Source organism: Enterococcus sp. DIV2402, from assembly GCF_017426705.2.
Classification (GTDB): domain Bacteria; phylum Bacillota; class Bacilli; order Lactobacillales; family Enterococcaceae; genus Enterococcus_F; species Enterococcus_F lowellii.
In genome coordinates, this window is the sequence record NZ_CP147251.1 from 2,755,432 (window position 1) to 2,773,198 (window position 17,767).

Genomic DNA, 17,767 nt, shown 5'->3' on the forward strand with positions numbered 1-17,767 from the left:
CACTTACAAAAAGAAATCCAAACTTACAGAACTGTAAGTTTGGATTATTCGTTAAAATTTTGTTCAGTTGGAAAATCAAGCATGACTTTTGTGCCTTTTCCCAATTCAGAAGTAAGTGACAAACTGATGCCAATTTTTTCAGCTACAATGGTACATAAATAGAGACCTAACCCACTTGCACGTTGTTGTTCACGACCGTTATAACCTGTATACCCTTTTTCAAATACCCTTGGCACGTCTTCTGGTCGAATGCCCATTCCTGTATCCGCAATAACAAGTTGATTTTCCCAGCAAAGGGCAATTTCTCCGTTTTCTGTATATTTAATCGCATTAAACACCACTTGTTCCAAAATGAAAATCAGCCATTTCCGATCCGTATAAACTGTTATATTCAATCCTTTTAATACTAAGCGTAAATTTTTTTGCGAAAAGAAAATCGCATATTTTTTTAAAACCTTTTTGACGACGGGCTCTAATTGAATTTTTTCAATGACTAAATCTTCCTGACTTAAATTTTGACGTAAATAATTTAGCATCAATTGTAGACATTCATTGATTTTAAACAGTTCATTTTTCATCAATTTTCGATCTATTTCAGATGATTGTACTAGTAAGTCTAACGCCGCAATGGGGGTTTTAATTTGGTGCATCCATAAGCCAAAATCTTCTAAAAAGATTTCTTGCTGTTCGATAGTCTGCTGTTGTTGTATTTCTTTTTCTTGCAGTAATTTTTGCAATAATTCTTGGTAGATTTGTTCATTCTTTTGCGTTGCTTTTGGAAAAAACGCCATACTGTGTAAGGTTAAAGATCGTTCTTGAAGATGTTGCAATTGTTTAATTTTTTGACGATAACGATACCCTTCAATCAACGAATACACGACCAAAACGAATGTTAAAAACAAAGCGATATCCAAAAACAAGTCTAACGGTAATTCGTATAAATAAATCGTCGCAAGAGTTAGCCCCGTAAATAGCACATACATTACGTAAACTTTGATATTTTCTTTCAAATAATTCCCTATCAGTTTCATTTGAACTCCTTTTCAATCACATATCCACGATTCTTAACAGTTTGAATCACATCAACAATCCCTATGCTCTGTAATTTTTTTCGTAAACGTGTCATATTAACAGCTAGCGTATTGTTATCAATAAATTCATCGCTATTCCATAATGCCTGAATAATTTCTTCACGGGAAACAATCTCACCTTGCTTTTGCATTAATGCTGCCAAAATTCGCGTTTCAGTCGGTGACAAAGTGACTAAGTCAACAGCTGATTTCAACTGATTTTCTAAAGGATTAAACGTAACCACTCCCAATTGATAGGTCAAGACAGGTTGTCCATACTGATAACTTCGGCGCAAAAGAGCTTGGATTTTTGCTACTAAAACACCTAAATCAAATGGTTTTGCAACAAAATCATCTGCCCCCATATTCATCGCCATAATCTGATTCATCTTCTCTTCTGCAGATGATAGAAAAATAATCGGTACTTCTGAAAATTTGCGAATTTCTTGGCACCAATAAAAACCATTAAAATACGGCAACGAAATATCTAACAAAATTAAGTCGGGGGTGAGAATTTGAAATTCTGCCAGTATCGCTTGAAAATTTTGTGGAGAAACGACATGATAATCCCAATTTTCCAAATGTTTTTTCACAACCGTCACAATCGTTTCATCGTCTTCAATTAAATAAATTGTTTTTTTCATACAGTCAATCTCCTTCAATTTAGTTATAACATAAAAGTTCAAAGTAAGAAATCTAGAATTCAATTGCTAACCATGCTAAAATAAGTAGGACTTTAAAAGAAATGAGGAAGAAAAGTGACTGAATATTTAAATGTCGGTAAAATTGTTAATACCCATGGAATTCGTGGTGAAGTCCGTGTGATTTCTCAAACAGATTTCCCTGAACAACGTTATCAAAAAGGCGCAAAATTAACATTGTTCCGTAAAGGCAACGCTCCGTTAGATGTAACTGTATCTGGCCATCGTAAACATAAGAATTTTGATTTATTAACCTTTGAAGGCTATCCAACTATCAATGATGTAGAACCCTTTCGTGATGGAATTTTAAAAGTAGCAGAAGAATTTCTAACAGACTTGGAAGAAAACGAATATTATTACTATGAAATTATTGGGTTAAATGTCATTGATGAACAAGGTAACTTACTTGGAAAAATCAAAGAAATTTTATCTCCAGGTGCGAACGATGTTTGGGTTGTTCAACGCAAAGGAGAAAAAGACGCTTTAATCCCCTATATCGAATCAGTAGTTAAAGAAATTGATTTAGATGCTAATGAAGTGCATGTAGAAATTCCAGAAGGGTTGTTAGATGATGCGGATTGATGTCTTAACTCTTTTCCCACGAATGTTTGAAGGTCCAATGGGCGAATCAATTATCGGTAAAGCCCGCGAAAAAGGCTTACTCGAAATGAATGTTTCCAATTTCCGTGACTATTCGGATAACAAACATCAAACAGTGGATGATTATCCTTACGGCGGTGGCGCAGGTATGTTGTTAAAAGTTCAACCCATCTACGACAATATCAAAGCCATTGAAAAAGAGACACCTCCCACTAAAAAACGAGTCATCTTACTTGATCCAGCGGGTAAGCCATTTAATCAAGCAATGGCTGAAGAATTTTCAGAAGAAGAACATCTTGTGTTTATTTGCGGACATTATGAAGGATATGATGAACGTATCCGCTCTTTAGTGACGGATGAAGTTTCTTTAGGGGATTACGTCTTGACTGGCGGAGAATTAGGTGCCATGGTAATGATTGATGCAACGGTTCGTTTACTACCCGACGTCTTAGGCAATAATATTTCTGCTCAAACAGACTCTCATTCTACAGGGTTGTTAGAACATCCTCAATACACACGTCCTGCTTCGTTTAATGACATGGATGTACCTGCTGTTTTAATGAACGGTAATCATAAATTGATCGAAGAATGGCAGTTAAAAGAATCGTTACGTCGGACCTATTTACGTCGTCCAGATATGTTAGAAAAATTAGAACTAACCCAGCAAATGAAGAAATTACTGACAGAAATTCAAAAAGAAGAGCAGTAAAAAACGCTCTTTCGCGATAAATACTCGCGAAAGAGTGTTTTTATATCGTTTAAAGCAGGTTGTATTTTTTATTCCTTAACTTAATTTATAACTCTCACTGCCTAATTTACGATTACGTAAGACATTTAAAATTGTCGGAATCGCTCCTAATGCTGTAAATAGATACAACATAGCAAGGTTACCATAGTAAGCACTTGATTCAACATAACCTTCACTTAATAGCTGTGGCATTAGACGGAAAGCACTGAAAACATCTGCTTCTTGATAATAGCTAGCAACGCTAATGGACCAATCTAAGCGCATCCCAACATACACCATGATAATCATAATGATACTACTGCCAATAATCCCTTGCTTGCTTAGCTTACCTCCAAGTAACTCGTACCCTTTTAATGAGCAAATAGCTAAAACAATCCCTGATAGTGCCGCTACATAGCCTAATTGTCCTAAAACAATAATGGCAATTACACCAAGTACACTCCCTAAAAAAGCACCCACTAATCCAGCAACAATATTTTCTTTCTTTTGATTTTTTGCCTGTTCATTCGCATTTACCGCTTCGGAATATTCTTTAAAACAGGTTTCACAACAAATAACTGGTGTCCCAGCTACATTATAAACATCTTCACCTTCTGCACCACAATTTTGACAACAATTTTGAAAATAATTGCTAGCTAAAAATTGTGTAATTAATGGTAACACTTCTTGTAGTTTCTCTGCGCTTTTATTCGCAGTCATTCCAGTTTTTAATACATAAAAAACTTGATGTCCTTGCACTTGGCATTCGACAATACTTTTTGATTCTGCAACAATTTCTTTTAACAAATTAGCATCTGGTAATTCATTTTCTTGCTTTAATGAGAATTTCAATGTAAAACGGTATGTTTCGTTGAATGGAATTAGACAAAATTTATACCCATTCATTACACCATAGATTGTTGACGTTGGCTTGTCTAAAGATAGTTCTAACTGTGTCGCAATTTTCTCTAATGATTTTACATACGGTCGTTCCATTTTTTCTCCTCCTTTTGTCACACTTTTTTAATAAAAATGTTACTTAAAAGTCTATCGGAGTATCAAATACGTGTCAAATAATGCGTTTTCATTAACCATAAAACGAACATTACTGACTAGTTTATAAAAAAACTCCCTAGAAAAATTTCCTAGAGAGTTCGTTGCTATTTTTTAATTTCTGTAACCATTCCTGAACCAACAGTCCGTCCACCTTCACGAATAGAGAACGTTGTACCTTGTTCAACAGCAATTGGATGAATTAAATCAACATCAATGGTCACGTTATCGCCAGGCATCACCATTTCCACTTCTTCTGGTAATTGAATCGTTCCTGTAACGTCAGTTGTACGGAAATAAAATTGTGGACGATAGTTATTAAAGAATGGCGTATGACGACCACCTTCTTCTTTCGTCAACACATAAATTTCTGCTTTAAATTGCGTATGTGGCGTGATAGAACCAGGTTTTGCTAATACTTGCCCTCTTTCAATTTCATCGCGGGTCACTCCACGTAATAAAATCCCTACATTATCGCCTGCTTCGCCATAATCTAATGTTTTACGGAACATTTCAATTCCTGTTACCACGGCTTTTTTTGTTTCATTTTTGATACCAATGATTTCTACTTCATCACCAACGGAAACTGTCCCACGTTCAATTCTACCTGATGCAACAGTTCCTCGACCAGTAATTGAAAATACATCTTCAACTGGCAATAAGAATGGTTTGTCATTTTCACGATCTGGTGTTGGAATAAATTGATCCACAGCGTCCATCAATTCCATAATTGCTGCCTCGGCTTGTGCATCACCTTCTAAAGCTCGTAATGCAGAACCTTTGATAACTGGAATATCATCGCCTGGAAAATTGTATTCTGTAAGTAATTCTCGAACTTCCATTTCTACCAAATCAATTAATTCGTCGTCATCGACTAAATCAATTTTATTCAAAAAGACAATCAAATGTTTTACGCCAACTTGACGTGAAAGTAAAATATGTTCACGTGTTTGAGGCATTGGACCATCTGTTGCGGAAACAACTAAAATTGCGCCATCCATTTGTGCAGCACCGGTAATCATATTTTTTACATAATCCGCATGACCTGGTGCATCAATATGTGCATAGTGTCTTGCATGTGTTTCATATTCAACATGTGCTGTATTAATCGTAATCCCACGTTCACGTTCTTCAGGCGCTGCATCAATGCTACCGTAATCTTGCGGGTTTGCTAGGCCTTGTTTTCCTAATACTGTAGTGATTGCAGCCGTCAAAGTAGTTTTCCCATGATCGACATGCCCGATTGTTCCGATATTAACGTGTGGTTTACTTCTGTCATAATGTTGTTTTGCCATTTTACAAACCTCCTATATAAGTTGATCGAAAAGCTATTTTAGTTTTCGATTTTATAGATTCAACACTTACTTTATATAAGTATCGAATCTAAACTTATTATACGTCAAAATTGGTCAAAGTCAATTAACATGCTTCAAAAAACACCTATCTTCATTTCTTTGACTACTCTCTTGCTATATTTAACGAATAAGCTGATGATTTATGTATAGGAAATCAGTGAGTAGTCTTTAATAACATACGTAAAAAAAGAAACTAGAAAGCCTGATCTCGTTTCTTTTAAACTCTCTTTTGTAAAACTAAAATGGAACCTAAGACACAAATAAATCCAATAATTTCTAACCATGAAAACGTCAAATGAAAAAATAAAACAGATAGAACTGTAGCTAAAATTGGCTCAAATGCAGTTAAGATACTCGCCAATGAAGCAGAGATAAATTTTAAACTGGATAAGTAAATTAAATACGCAATAGCTGTACCAAAAAGAACAACAATTAACAGCTGCACGAATGATTCCCTAGTTATCATTCCATCTACTTGCCAGATTGGGTGAAAACAATTAGCTACTACACTTCCTAAAACCATTCCCCAACCTACAATCGTAAAGCTACCATATTTTCGCAATAAATTTCTTGGTTGGATAGAATAAAACGCTAAAGCAATTGCTGAACCAATTCCCCAAACTAAAGAATCCCTCGAAGTAAACACCGTCAATATTTCACCTTTCGAAGCAATTAAAATGACCCCAAATAACGTGATTCCCATCAAAAATAGAGTTACAAATGATGGCATTTTTTTTGCTTTCAAGGACTCATATAAAACAACGAAAAAAGGACCCGTATATTGAACAATTGTCGCAAATGAAGCATTACTTAATTCAATGGTTTTAAAATAAGTAAATTGAACTAAAAACATGCCTAAAATAGAAAACGCAAGTAAGTCAAAAAAATCTTTTTTGTCTTTAAAAGGTTGAAAGACTTGATATTTATTTCGAACAAAAGCTATCACTAATAAAATAATCCCCGCCAGTAATAATCGGGTAGCTACTAACCAACTCGCTGAAAAATGAAATTGTTCGAATAACAACTGCCCGGAAACACCAGAAATTGCCCATAAACTTGCTGCTGTACAAGCAGATAAAATTCCTCTCGTTTTAATAAGCCTTCTCCTCTTTCTTTCTTTTTTGTATTATATTATTATAGTTTTCATATCCATATAAATCTTTCAATATTCTGGCTATTTTTATCATTATTCTGTAAAGGTAGGAACAATTAATGTATTTTGAAGTTAACGCATCGCAAAATGAAATGACTCAGCATATTACTGACGATTTCCCTTTGGCTATTTACCAACGAACACTGAACCAGCAGCAACAAGATACAATCATGCCTCATTGGCACAAAGAATTTCAATTTATTTGGGTGATTGAGGGTACACTAAATTATTCTATTGAAGCACATACAGTCCCCTTATCTTCATCATCAGGTATTTTAATTAATAGTTCAAAATTACATAGTGCAAAACCACTTAGTAAAAAAGTAGACTATCTTTGTATCGATTTTTCACCATTATTCATCAATGAATTATTTTATCAAAAAATTGTGACTCCCATTCAACAGCAGACAAATTTTATCTTCACGTCTGTTCAGTTAAATACTCGACAAGAGGCTATCTTAAAAGAAATCATTTCATCCCCAAACAATCTTAATTACTTTAGTCTCTACGAATTATTATTAGGAATCTTATCGCAAGTAAAAACAGATAAAAGATTCTTTGAAAAAAGACCTCTGCCTATCTATGAATTGTTAGATTTTGTCCATGCGAATTATCAAAAGCAGCTTTCTGTAGATGACATTGCGCAATCAATTCCGATTAACAAAAATAAGTGCACAGCATTATTTAACCAATATACACAGCTTTCACCTATTAATTACGTCATTGATTTTCGGTTAAATAAAGCGAAAGAATTATTACAAGCAACAGATTATTCCATTTCAGAAATTTGTTACTTTGTAGGCTTTAACAATATTAGTTATTTCATTACAAAGTTCAAGCAAAAATATCATTGCACACCACTCAAATTTCGTAAACAATTTAATTAAACTGCTCCTTCAAAAATGTAGGAGTATTTTTTTTAGTTTAACTATTTACAAATCTTCATTTAATTAATATACTTAATTAAATGATAAAAATATATTGGAGAGAAATAAAAATGACTGAAAAAGTACTATTTGTGGATCGCTCTAGCCTTGCAGGAAGTGTCATTAAAATTCTAGCACGTAATATTCGCTTAATGTCTCACGATACCATCGAAGTGACTGTTCTAACATTAGGGCAACTAGAAACACATCGCTTCACTGATGAAAAAATGATATTTGTCGATCCAATGATTTCTCTAAATCATCGCGTGATAAGACGGATTCCTAAAAAAATAAAAACACTGAATTTTACAATTAGTTCCTATATCAGTTTGAATGCCGAAATCATATTGGAACAAATCAAAACAAAAAAGTGCATATAAACAAACCGAACAATTCTAAAGCACCCTTGCTCTAAAATTGTTCGGTTTTCTAATTAGATTTTATACACAGCTACTGAACGTCGATTAATCGGTATACTAAATTGAGTGCTTGAAGCTACTAAAGGTTTCTGTTCATTTGTCGAATCTAAGTAACCGCCAAACTCTTGCCAATCAGAATGTAAAATTAACTTCGCCTTCGTGGCATCAATCTGCAAGTTTACTGTATGCTGTTCTACCGGATGAAAATTATAAATGAAAACAAATTCTCCCTTTTGATAAGCTAATAATTTATGATCTTCATGATGCAATAATAATTCGGAAGAGGTTGCTAACAAATTATTTTCTTTCACTAACTCAATCATCGCATGATCAAAGCTTTGCAAGAAACGATATCTTAAATTAGTATCTTCCGCTAAATCCCACCGTCTTCTAGCTTTCGAATAACTCCAATTATTATCCGGACTTGGAAAATCAATCCATTCAGGATGACCGAATTCATTACCCATAAAATTTAAATACCCTTCACCAGCGCAAGTACAAGTAATTAAACGAATCATTTTATGCAAAGCAATTGCGCGATCAATAATATCGCTTTGTGAAAAGACATCCATCTTCCAATACATTTCCTGATCGGCTAAACGGAACATGATAGTTTTATCTCCGACTAAAGCTTGGTCATGTGATTCACAGTAGCCCACTACTTTTTCTTGAGGGCGTCTTTGGTTCAATTCATACCAAATCGAGCCTAAATTCCAATCGTAATCAGATGTATTTTTCAATGTTTTAATCCAAAAATCAGGGACTCCCATTCCCAAACGATAATCAAAACCAATGCCTCCGATGTCAATTGGCAAACACATTCCTGGCATGCCACTCATATCTTCAGCAATTAAAATACAATCTGGAGCAACTTCTTTAGCGACTTCTGCTGCTAATTGTAGATAGGTTAACGCTTCTGTATCTGTATTGATAGAAAAATATTTATCGTAGTGATCAAAAGAGACCCCTAAACCATGATGATGGTAAAGCATGGATGTTACGGCATCAAAACGGAACCCATCAAAATGATATTCTTCCAACCAATATTTAACGTTGGACAATAAGAAATGAATGACCTCTGTTTTACCATAATTAAATAATTTTGAGCCCCATTCAGGGTGTGTTCCTCTATCACCTGCATGGAAATACTGAGTTTCGGTTCCATCAAATTGTGCTAACCCTTCGACAACATTTGTTGCAGAATGTGAATGAACAATATCTAACAATACACTAATACCCAAACTATGCGCTGTATCAATCAATAATTTTAAATCCTCTGGCGTACCAAATTTAGAAGAAACAGCAAAGAAATTCGACACTTGGTAACCGAATGAACCATAATATGGATGCTCTGCAATCGCCATCAATTGAATCGTATTGTAGCCTAATTCCTTCACTCTAGGTAAAACGGTTTCAATATATTCTTGGAATGATGAAATTCCTTCTTTGATTCCCGCCATGCCAACATGACTTTCATAAATTAATACCGGTTCATCTTGTGGTCGTTTGAACTCTTGGTCCGTCCACTCAAAAGGCTGCGGTGGATCCCAAACTTGACCATCGAAATCAACCGTCTCTTTTTTTTGTACCACACGCTTACAATAAGTTGGGATGCGTTCAAATTTATCGTTCTCTGTCGTAATTTCAATGCGCACTTTAGAACCATGAACAAGCTGATCTTCATCTGTAAGTTGAATCTCCCAAACACCATCACCAATATTTTTCAATAAATGGCTTGTACGATTCCACTGATTAAACTCTCCAATCAAAGCAATTTTTTTCGCATTTGGCGCCCATTCGCGATAGATCCAGCCATTTTTTTGTTTATGAAATCCAAAATAATGATGACCATTCGCAAAGCTAGAAATTTTTTGCCCTTTTTCTAGTAATCGTTTTTTAGTTGTTAAATAATTTTGATTTCTTAAACGAATATCTGAAATATATGGTTTTAAAAATGGATCAATTTCTAAAATTTTTTCACTAAGCATATTGGTACCTCCTATTAATTCAATATTTGAAAAGAAGAGACTGCCTATTATATATATGATTTATTAGAAAATAACTACTACCTCCAATCATCGCGTCTTTAACAATACAATTTCTCCTTCTAATTCCTCCCCAGTACGAATAAAAGATAATTTTTCATATAACTTCAATGCCACGTCGTTTGTTTTTACTGCGCTTATCCGTAAGACATTTTCGGAAATATTTTGATCAAACCAATGAATTCCTTGAATCAATGCTTCTTTGCCATACCCCATATTTTGAAATTTTGTATCAATCATAAAGCGTTCAATCCACCATGAATCATAGGCATAACTAGCATCAGCAGGATAATGACTAAACATCATAAAACCAATCATTGCGTCATCTAAATAGATACCTAATGCATGACGATTCTTTTCATACAAACTTTCTAATAACGAGTACCAATTCACACAAACAAATTGTTTCTGTTCATCTGTCGTCCTTAAGGAAATACATTCTTTATAATTTGTTTGATTAATTTTTTTTAAAACAATCATAAAACAGTCTCCTCATTTTTGAGACTATCCATCCGGACTATCTCCTTTTCCGTATTTTGAACCATGCCTAATTATTCTATAACTAAATAAAGAATGGCTATTCTATTTCCATGATATTCTTCAAACAGCCAACTTTTCTTTGTACATTTAATGCTACGTTTATAATACCATATTTCAGAAGGGTACTCCAAAACCTCAACATCATTTCTGAAACGATTCTCTTTATCAACTAAGGGATTCCAATGTCTAAATAATTAGCCTAGTGCTATGTTGTTTATGAAGGAGGGCATTAATTATGTGGACATTATTTGGAACTATCGCTTGCACGCTTAGTTTATTAGCTGGTTTAATATCAGATATTATGCATTTTGAAGGTAGTTGGCTAATTTATCTTATGGGGATTCTTTTTGGAGGATTGGAAATTACCATTGCAGGTTTACGAGAATTAGTGACAGAAAAGCATTTTAATGTTGATTTATTAATGATGATTGCTGCCATTAGTGCAGGAATCATTGGTGATTGGCGCGAAGGTGCGCTCCTCATTTTTATCTTTAGTTTAAGTCATTTACTTGAAAAATATGCAACGGATAAAAGTACCCGTGCAATCAATCATCTCATTAATCGACAACCGAAAATTGCACGAAAAATTTTGGATGATGGTACATATCAAATGATCGATGCCAATCAATTAACGATAGGCGATCACTTGGCTATCTTCAAAGGGGAAAACGTCCCTACTGATGGCATCATTTTACAAGGTGCTTCCGAATTGGATGAAGCCGTCGTCAATGGTGAAAGTATGCCTCGCTTAAAGAAAATAAATGAAGAAGTTTTTGGCGGTACAATTAACTTAGGAAATGAATTAATTATTGAAGTGAACAAAAACAAATCCGAAACAGTCTTCGCAAAAATCATTCAACTAGTCGAGGATGCACAAAATAGTCAAACAAAAACCGAAACATTTATTCAAAAAATCGAAAATCGTTATGTTCTAAGTATTCTTTTGGGCGTTCCCTTAGCCATTTTACTGTTTCATTTCAGTTTAAATTGGTCGTGGAATGAAAGTTTTTATCGTGGCGTAAATTTATTAGTAGTTGCTAGTCCATGTGCGCTAGTCGCTAGTAGTACGCCTGCATTATTGAGTGCGGTCAGTAACGGAGCTCGTCATGGTGTCTTGTTTAAAGGAGGCACTTACTTAGAAGAACTAGCAGAAATCAGAAGTATTGCCTTTGATAAGACGGGCACTTTAACAAATGGGCAACCAACTGTTACCAATGTTTTTTGGACTGTTCCCGAACAAGAAATCATTCCGATTGTCATTGGTTTAGAAGAAAAAAGTACCCACCCTTTGGCAAAAGCAATCGTTAGAAATTGGCAAACACATCAAAAAAAACAATTAGTGGTTGAAGAACTAACAGCAAAGGGTATTCAAGGAATGGTTGATGGAAACATTTATTATATTGGAAAAAAAATGGGCTGCTATGAAGATAATCCTCAGATTAAAAAGTGGAAATTGCAAGGAAAAACTGTGGTTTATATGGAATGTAATCAACAATTTATTGGCGCAATCGCATTATTAGATACGTTAAATAAACATGCCAAAGAAGTCATTCACTATTTTAATGAGGCCAATGTTCATACACTGATGCTCACAGGCGATAACCGATATACAGCAACAACTATTGCGCATGAACTTGGTATCGCTGAATACCAATCAGAGTTATTACCAGAAGATAAGGTTGCTTTTTTAAACGAGCAAAAACAAAAGTTCGGGAAAAATGCGATGCTGGGTGATGGTGTGAACGATGCGCCCGCTCTTGCTACTGCGACTATCGGGATTGCCATGGGCGAAGGAACGGATGTAGCGATGGATATTGCTGACGTAGTTATTTTAGAAAATAATTTAGCGAAATTAGTGTATACTCATAAATTATCAAAAAAAATGAAACAAATCATTAAACAAAATATTATTTTTAGTATTGCTATTATTCTGTTATTGGTTCTCATTAATATCTTACAAATTTTAACAATTCCACTAGCTGTCATTGGACATGAAGGCAGCACTATTTTAGTAATTCTGAATGGACTCCGTTTACTAAAAACTATCCATGATTAAAAAGGTACCCTCTCTGAACGCTAATGATGTAGTGCTCAGAGAGGGTATCTTATTTATAAGGCAATAAATTCATCTTGTTCAACATCTTTAAAAGCTAATACCCAAGCATCCAATTCATCTTCAGTGTGTAATACCTGCATGTCTTGATTTATTTTTTCATTAATTGAAGAAATTACACCTGTTAAAGGACTCACAAACTTACTGACAGTTTGATTGAAGTTACATTCAATTAATGGCTCTCCTTGTTGAAAAGCTTGAAGCTCTTTTGGAAGTTCCAGGTGTGTTGCTGTCTTTAACGCCTGTTGTGACAGTTTGGTTAAACCAACAACGTATTCTTTTCCATTAAATAAAATCCAAAAATGTTCTGTTTCTTTAAAAACTATTTTCTTCATCTCAGACAATCCTTCCCTTTGTTTTTTAAGCTCTTATATTAAACAATCGGCTGCTTTTATCTGATATTCTAGTTTATAAACAGATTTTTATACTAAAAAAGAAACAGCTACGCTTTTTTCTGAATGTAAGCAAGTATAGCTGTTCCTTTTTGTGTAATTATTTCTTTTTAACGGATATCAATAACATCATTGGACGTCGCATCTCATCTTTCATTCCCACTAAGTCCATCATTTCTTCTGGTGGTTGAGGTTCAATAATGTGCTGGAATTCAAAACCATTTTGTAACAAGGTATTCAAATAAGTGGTTAGTGTACGATGATATTTCGTTACCTTTTCGCCTAAAAAAGTCGCTTCACGTTTTCCTTCATAATAATAATTATCTACAGGAAAATGTAAAATTTCACCCTTCTCATCGTAATACCAATCTTGTGTGCCTTGTGAGGTAAATATACGGTGTTCAACTGAAAAAACAAATTCACCCTTGGGTTTCAACCACTTGGCAATATTAGTCACTAAAGATTCAAAATTTTTTACATAATGAACAGCCAACGAGCTAATCACTACATCAAACGTTGCTGCTGGAAAAGTCACATCTTCCATCGCTATACATTGATAACTGATTTTTCCATCGCCATTTTTTTCTTGAGCAATTTGTAACATTTTATCTGAAAGATCGATACCAACTACTTCACTTGCACCATTTTCAACCGCATATTTACAATGCCAGCCATAACCACACCCTAAATCTAATACGTACTTATTTTGAAAATCAGGTAGAATTTTTCTAATTCTGACCACTCACCAGCTCCTTCTAATCCTTGTTTGGAACGTGACATTTCGCTGTATTTTAGAAAAAATTTCTCGTCGTTATATTTATTTTCTTTCACTTTCGTCCCTCCTTTGTTACTGCATAGGTTTATCATATATAATTTTGCTGTTTTTTTGAAATAAAAAAACGTCTAATGCTTGAAAAGCACTAGACGCTCATTTGTTAGCTTAAAACTTTTTCGCTACTGCGGCAACGCGTTCCATTCCCTCAGCGATAATTTCAGCAGTTTTTGAAGGATCTGCATTGTGTCCTTCAATAATTACTTCATCCGTAATTGTCATACCAAACATACCACCAAAAACTTTTTCCATAAACGTCACTGCATTTTCCATTACGCTCATGTCACCTGAATAAATGCCACCACGAGCATTCAATAAAACAATCTCTTTGTCTGCTAATAATTGATTCATTGAACCATCTGCATTGTAAGAGAATGTAAAACCTGCTTGGAAAATATAATCGATAAATGTATGCAATGCTGCTGGAATAGTTAAGTTCCACATTGGGAAAGCAAATACAATCGTATCAGCTGCAGCGAATTTATCCATCACTTCTTGACGAACAGACATTAATGCTTGTTCTTCTTCATTTAATTCTTGATTTTGTGCTTGTTTGCCAAATGAATCAAATAATGTTTGACCAATATAAGGCATTGCTTGTGCATAAACATCAAATGTTGTTACTTCCACTTTATTTTTATCTAAATTTTCTACAAAAACATCAAACATTTTTGCAGAGACGCCATCCGGACGGTTATTTGCTTTAACAACTAAAATCTTTTTCAAATCAATTTCCACCTTTTCAATAAGTTATAACAGAGGTTAGTATACTATAGATTTATTTCACTTACAATAAATAAGCACTTACTATATATAAGTAAATAATTATATTGATTAACCCTCAGTCTATTCAATAAAAAAAAGAGGAGTATAATTGTAAAACTTTTTACATCAAAAAATAGCTATAACGCGTTTCCGTACGAGAAAGTTCTTCTAGTTTCGTTGAATCATCCACAATTCGTTGAATGATATTAAACAGCATCTTTAACTTTTGCTTATCTTCTTTAATTGCCAAATCGACGTATAAACAATATTCGATTTGATTGGATTTTTCTAATCGTAAAATTTTAAAGTTCTCTTTTTCAGAATCAAGATTTAGATAAAGATGAATATTGCCATTTAAAGGAAGATAGTCATAAGAAGCTACTTGCTTAATCGGTTCTTCTAATGCTTGAATCTCAAAACTAAACGGTGGTAATTTTTTTTCATACTCAAACGCTTGGAAAAATAAATATTTCAATGAATCTATATATTGTAATTCATCCATTTCTTCTTCAACAAAATAAATTGGATTATGTTGAATATTTAATTTTTTGCCATAATTTGAGCATAAATAAAGATCATATGCATGATTACTTTGCAAATCTAGTTCATAAAGCACTTTTGTTTCAATTCGATCAATAAATTCAGAAAAATGATGTTGAAGGTTAAATTTTAATTGCTGCGTTGATAAACGTCCATCAATAGCAATAATAGCTACATTTAATTTTCTGTGTTCTAACACAATTCGATTTAACATTCCATAAAAAGTCAAAAAGATTAAGTGCTGTTCACGTTTTGAAAAATGATAATGATATGTCTTAAAAAATTTTTTATAGATTTTTTTCATATAATAGCGAAGAATAGGTTGATGACCATCATTTTTGAAATCATTGTATCTTAAATCGATGCTATCAGAAACATTCAACATAATTTTTAGACTGATAGGAATCATAATTTTTAATAAATCTTTTAAGCATGTATAATCATCAAATGCATCAATTTGTAAATATTCAGAGACTTCTCTTAATAAAAAATTTCTAGTTTCTTCTGCTAAATTAATTAAATAATTATAATTTTCTTTACTACAATCAACAAAACGATATAAATCGGTACTAAAAATCGCAATATAGGTCAAAAACTGAATAATTTCTTCAGTAAATTCAAAGCCCTCAAATTTATTTCGTAATTTTTGAAGAATTTCTATCACTAAATAATACTCATCTGTCTCCTTATACTCAAATAAAATTTCTGGTAAACCTAACGTGATAGTATTTTTATATAAAGTTTGATTACGAAAATAGAGCAAATATACAATAAAACGTTCAGCATTAATATCGGAAAATACAATACGAGATTTAGTAATTGATTTAAAAAAAGTTTGTCGAATTTTTTCTTTTTCACAATTGTCACAATAGAAAAACGCACTATATTCTGGAATACCAAAATCATTACTGGCATTCTTGTCAAAATAGCGATACATTCGAATAGTTAATAAAACTTTTTTGAAGGTTGCTCCTTTAATCATCATGCCATAATGTGGACGACTAACTAAAGATAAATCATATTGTGAAAGCATTTGTTTTACTTCTTGCAGTTCACGATTAATTGAATAATTGATAACTAATTTTCTTTGAATTTCTTCTACTTTAATTGGTTTTTTTGATGATAAAAAGCAACGGACAATATAATTTACGCGATGATCAAACTCACTTTCAATTGTTGTTGATGGAAAAATTTGATAAAATTCTTTAATTTTATTCTCGTATTCCTTTTCAAGGATTTCCATCTTATACCCAAGTGAGCGTTTGGAAACAATCGCCATTTCTGGACTGTCAATTTCTTCTTTCAACTGTTTGATATCGGTTTTAATGGTTCGGGAGGTCACCTTAAGTTGGTCAGCTAGCTCTTCACTCGTCAAATAATCATCTGCACGAAAAAGAAGGAGAAACAATGCTTTGTGCCTAGGTTTTTCATCTAAAAATTTTAATTTCTCAGATATTCCTAAGTGCATAGTCTCACCTCCTTTACCACTATTCTAAATAAAGCTCTTTCATAGTGTCAATCATTTCTTGCGTTATTTTGAGTTCGGAAGTCACATAATTTTCAATTGAACCATATGTTTCAATAATTGTATCTATAGATGCTTCTAAAAATTCGGATTTTGTATCAATAAATGAATATAAATGATCCAATACACTTTGATCCGTCGTTAATTTTTTATAGCCTTCCATTTTAACTCGGTTACGCTCTTCTCGATTTTTAGCAGTTAGTAAATAATCTGCGATAAGATCTTCTTTACGTACTCCTAATACGCCTAACACAAGCATCGCACCAAAGCCTGTACGATCTTTTCCACCTCGGCAATGTTGAACAACTGCTGGTGCATCAGGTTGAGCTACCACTCTGAGCATTTCCGCAAACGCTCTTTTTGATTCGTCTTTATTAGCAAATACTCGATATTGCTTCAATACAACATCTGCTTGATTTACTAATGTACCCGCTTTTTGTTGTTCAATAATTTTGGTAATTAAATTAATGTCTTCATTTTCCTTTGATGATTGGAATTGTGCGGCTAATTCTGCGGCATGGGCTGCAGGATCTAAATGAACCGTTTTTGGTTCCGGAGTTAATCTTTTATTCGGATATTTAGATATTTCATCATCACTTCGATAATCGATAATTGTATGAATTCCTAATTTATTCAAATAGGAAACACCATTTTCTGTCGCATTATGAATATGATCCGAACGATATAATTTTCCCCATTTCACGGTATGTCCATCAGCGGTTTCGTACCCACCCATATCACGGAAATTATTCATTCCTTCAACCGGTAATGTACGTTCGGCAACTGTATAACCTTCCTTTTCAGTTTGAATATAGAAATAAGGACGATTGTTTGTTGCATCCACTTCTACCGTAATTTCATCTTCATTTGTTTTAACGATTAATTCACCAGGACGTTCATCTGGTGATGTTATCACATAGATGGCTACTTCTTGCGCCTGTTCAGAAGTAGGTCTTTGAAAATGAAACTGGTTTGTTGCTACTTGGGTTACTTCATATTTATTTACCATAG

Annotated in this window: 16 protein-coding genes and 1 pseudogene; 5 read left to right on the top strand and 12 right to left on the bottom strand. The window is 33.7% G+C overall.

What is annotated here, in order from left to right; genetic code table 11:
- Positions 1-44: 44 nt before the first annotated feature.
- Entirely contained in the window at positions 45-1,031 is a 987-nt protein-coding gene (locus DOK78_RS13400; RefSeq protein ID WP_207941798.1) for a sensor histidine kinase, read from the bottom strand.
- The gene (locus DOK78_RS13405; protein ID WP_207941797.1) at positions 1,028-1,714 is read right to left on the bottom strand and encodes a response regulator transcription factor; all 687 of its coding nucleotides are present in this window, start codon (positions 1,712-1,714) and stop codon (positions 1,028-1,030) included. Before DOK78_RS13405 ends, DOK78_RS13400 begins: the two co-directional genes overlap by 4 nt.
- Positions 1,715-1,828: 114 nt before the next feature.
- Between DOK78_RS13405 and rimM the strand changes: the two genes are divergently transcribed.
- Both rimM and trmD read left to right on the top strand, forming a co-directional pair.
- Complete coding sequence (gene rimM, locus DOK78_RS13410; RefSeq protein ID WP_207941796.1) at positions 1,829-2,353, top strand: ribosome maturation factor RimM; 525 nt, start codon at positions 1,829-1,831, stop codon at positions 2,351-2,353.
- Positions 2,343-3,080, top strand: a complete 738-nt coding sequence (gene trmD / locus DOK78_RS13415; RefSeq protein WP_207941846.1) for a tRNA (guanosine(37)-N1)-methyltransferase TrmD — start codon at positions 2,343-2,345, stop codon at positions 3,078-3,080. The genes rimM and trmD overlap by 11 nt, the downstream gene beginning before the upstream one ends.
- Before the next feature lie 75 nt (positions 3,081-3,155).
- Here the strand turns inward: trmD and DOK78_RS13420 are convergent, their stop codons facing one another.
- The 3 genes from DOK78_RS13420 to DOK78_RS13430 form a co-directional block, all read right to left on the bottom strand.
- A complete protein-coding gene (locus DOK78_RS13420; RefSeq protein ID WP_207941795.1) occupies positions 3,156-4,094 on the bottom strand; it encodes a hypothetical protein in 939 nt (312 codons plus the stop codon).
- A 164-nt stretch (positions 4,095-4,258) separates the two neighbouring features.
- Positions 4,259-5,446 (bottom strand): elongation factor Tu, encoded by a 1,188-nt coding sequence (gene tuf / locus DOK78_RS13425; protein ID WP_207941794.1) that lies wholly within the window; start codon positions 5,444-5,446, stop codon positions 4,259-4,261.
- Between the two features lie 277 nt (positions 5,447-5,723).
- Positions 5,724-6,602 carry an EamA family transporter gene (locus DOK78_RS13430; protein ID WP_207941845.1) on the bottom strand — a complete coding sequence of 293 codons (879 nt, stop codon included), beginning with the start codon at positions 6,600-6,602 and terminating at the stop codon, positions 5,724-5,726.
- A gap of 116 nt (positions 6,603-6,718) precedes the next feature.
- On the opposite strand from DOK78_RS13430, the gene DOK78_RS13435 reads away from it, so the two are divergent.
- Together DOK78_RS13435 and DOK78_RS13440 are read left to right on the top strand one after the other, a co-directional pair.
- Positions 6,719-7,546, top strand: a complete 828-nt coding sequence (locus DOK78_RS13435; RefSeq protein ID WP_207941793.1) for an AraC family transcriptional regulator — start codon at positions 6,719-6,721, stop codon at positions 7,544-7,546.
- Between the two features lie 110 nt (positions 7,547-7,656).
- Positions 7,657-7,965, top strand: coding sequence for a hypothetical protein (locus DOK78_RS13440; RefSeq protein WP_207941792.1), 309 nt, complete (start codon positions 7,657-7,659; stop codon positions 7,963-7,965).
- Between the two features lie 53 nt (positions 7,966-8,018).
- Here the strand turns inward: DOK78_RS13440 and DOK78_RS13445 are convergent, their stop codons facing one another.
- Positions 8,019-9,992, bottom strand: a complete 1,974-nt coding sequence (locus DOK78_RS13445; protein WP_207941791.1) for an alpha-amylase family glycosyl hydrolase — start codon at positions 9,990-9,992, stop codon at positions 8,019-8,021.
- 87 nt (positions 9,993-10,079) lie between these two features.
- On the bottom strand, positions 10,080-10,529 hold the full coding sequence (locus DOK78_RS13450) for a GNAT family N-acetyltransferase (RefSeq protein ID WP_207941790.1): 450 nt from the start codon (positions 10,527-10,529) through the stop codon (positions 10,080-10,082).
- A 295-nt stretch (positions 10,530-10,824) separates the two neighbouring features.
- Between DOK78_RS13450 and DOK78_RS13455 the strand changes: the two genes are divergently transcribed.
- Complete coding sequence (locus tag DOK78_RS13455; protein WP_243430626.1) at positions 10,825-12,645, top strand: heavy metal translocating P-type ATPase; 1,821 nt, start codon at positions 10,825-10,827, stop codon at positions 12,643-12,645.
- 53 nt (positions 12,646-12,698) lie between these two features.
- Here DOK78_RS13455 and DOK78_RS13460 read toward each other — a convergent pair whose 3' ends face one another.
- From DOK78_RS13460 to DOK78_RS13480, 5 genes and pseudogenes are all read right to left on the bottom strand, one after another.
- Positions 12,699-13,037 carry a glycine cleavage system protein H gene (locus DOK78_RS13460; RefSeq protein WP_207941789.1) on the bottom strand — a complete coding sequence of 113 codons (339 nt, stop codon included), beginning with the start codon at positions 13,035-13,037 and terminating at the stop codon, positions 12,699-12,701.
- A gap of 157 nt (positions 13,038-13,194) precedes the next feature.
- Positions 13,195-13,925 (bottom strand): annotated as a pseudogene (locus tag DOK78_RS13465) (class I SAM-dependent methyltransferase).
- A 109-nt stretch (positions 13,926-14,034) separates the two neighbouring features.
- Entirely contained in the window at positions 14,035-14,652 is a 618-nt protein-coding gene (locus DOK78_RS13470) for an FMN-dependent NADH-azoreductase (RefSeq protein ID WP_207941788.1), read from the bottom strand.
- A 160-nt stretch (positions 14,653-14,812) separates the two neighbouring features.
- On the bottom strand, positions 14,813-16,699 hold the full coding sequence (locus DOK78_RS13475) for a BglG family transcription antiterminator (RefSeq protein WP_207941787.1): 1,887 nt from the start codon (positions 16,697-16,699) through the stop codon (positions 14,813-14,815).
- Between the two features lie 19 nt (positions 16,700-16,718).
- Entirely contained in the window at positions 16,719-17,765 is a 1,047-nt protein-coding gene (locus tag DOK78_RS13480) for a tyrosine-protein phosphatase (RefSeq protein WP_207941786.1), read from the bottom strand.
- Between the last annotated feature and the right edge of the window lie 2 nt (positions 17,766-17,767).

Coding starts and splice junctions, on each gene's coding strand:
- DOK78_RS13400 (WP_207941798.1), bottom strand. CDS start 1,031: ATGAAACTGATAGGGAATTATTTGAAAGAAAATATCAAAGTTTACGTA.
- DOK78_RS13405 (WP_207941797.1), bottom strand. CDS start 1,714: ATGAAAAAAACAATTTATTTAATTGAAGACGATGAAACGATTGTGACG.
- trmD (WP_207941846.1), top strand. CDS start 2,343: ATGCGGATTGATGTCTTAACTCTTTTCCCACGAATGTTTGAAGGTCCA.
- DOK78_RS13420 (WP_207941795.1), bottom strand. CDS start 4,094: ATGGAACGACCGTATGTAAAATCATTAGAGAAAATTGCGACACAGTTA.
- tuf (WP_207941794.1), bottom strand. CDS start 5,446: ATGGCAAAACAACATTATGACAGAAGTAAACCACACGTTAATATCGGA.
- DOK78_RS13435 (WP_207941793.1), top strand. CDS start 6,719: ATGTATTTTGAAGTTAACGCATCGCAAAATGAAATGACTCAGCATATT.
- DOK78_RS13440 (WP_207941792.1), top strand. CDS start 7,657: ATGACTGAAAAAGTACTATTTGTGGATCGCTCTAGCCTTGCAGGAAGT.
- DOK78_RS13445 (WP_207941791.1), bottom strand. CDS start 9,992: ATGCTTAGTGAAAAAATTTTAGAAATTGATCCATTTTTAAAACCATAT.
- DOK78_RS13450 (WP_207941790.1), bottom strand. CDS start 10,529: ATGATTGTTTTAAAAAAAATTAATCAAACAAATTATAAAGAATGTATT.
- DOK78_RS13455 (WP_243430626.1), top strand. CDS start 10,825: ATGTGGACATTATTTGGAACTATCGCTTGCACGCTTAGTTTATTAGCT.
- DOK78_RS13460 (WP_207941789.1), bottom strand. CDS start 13,037: ATGAAGAAAATAGTTTTTAAAGAAACAGAACATTTTTGGATTTTATTT.
- DOK78_RS13475 (WP_207941787.1), bottom strand. CDS start 16,699: ATGCACTTAGGAATATCTGAGAAATTAAAATTTTTAGATGAAAAACCT.
- DOK78_RS13480 (WP_207941786.1), bottom strand. CDS start 17,765: ATGGTAAATAAATATGAAGTAACCCAAGTAGCAACAAACCAGTTTCAT.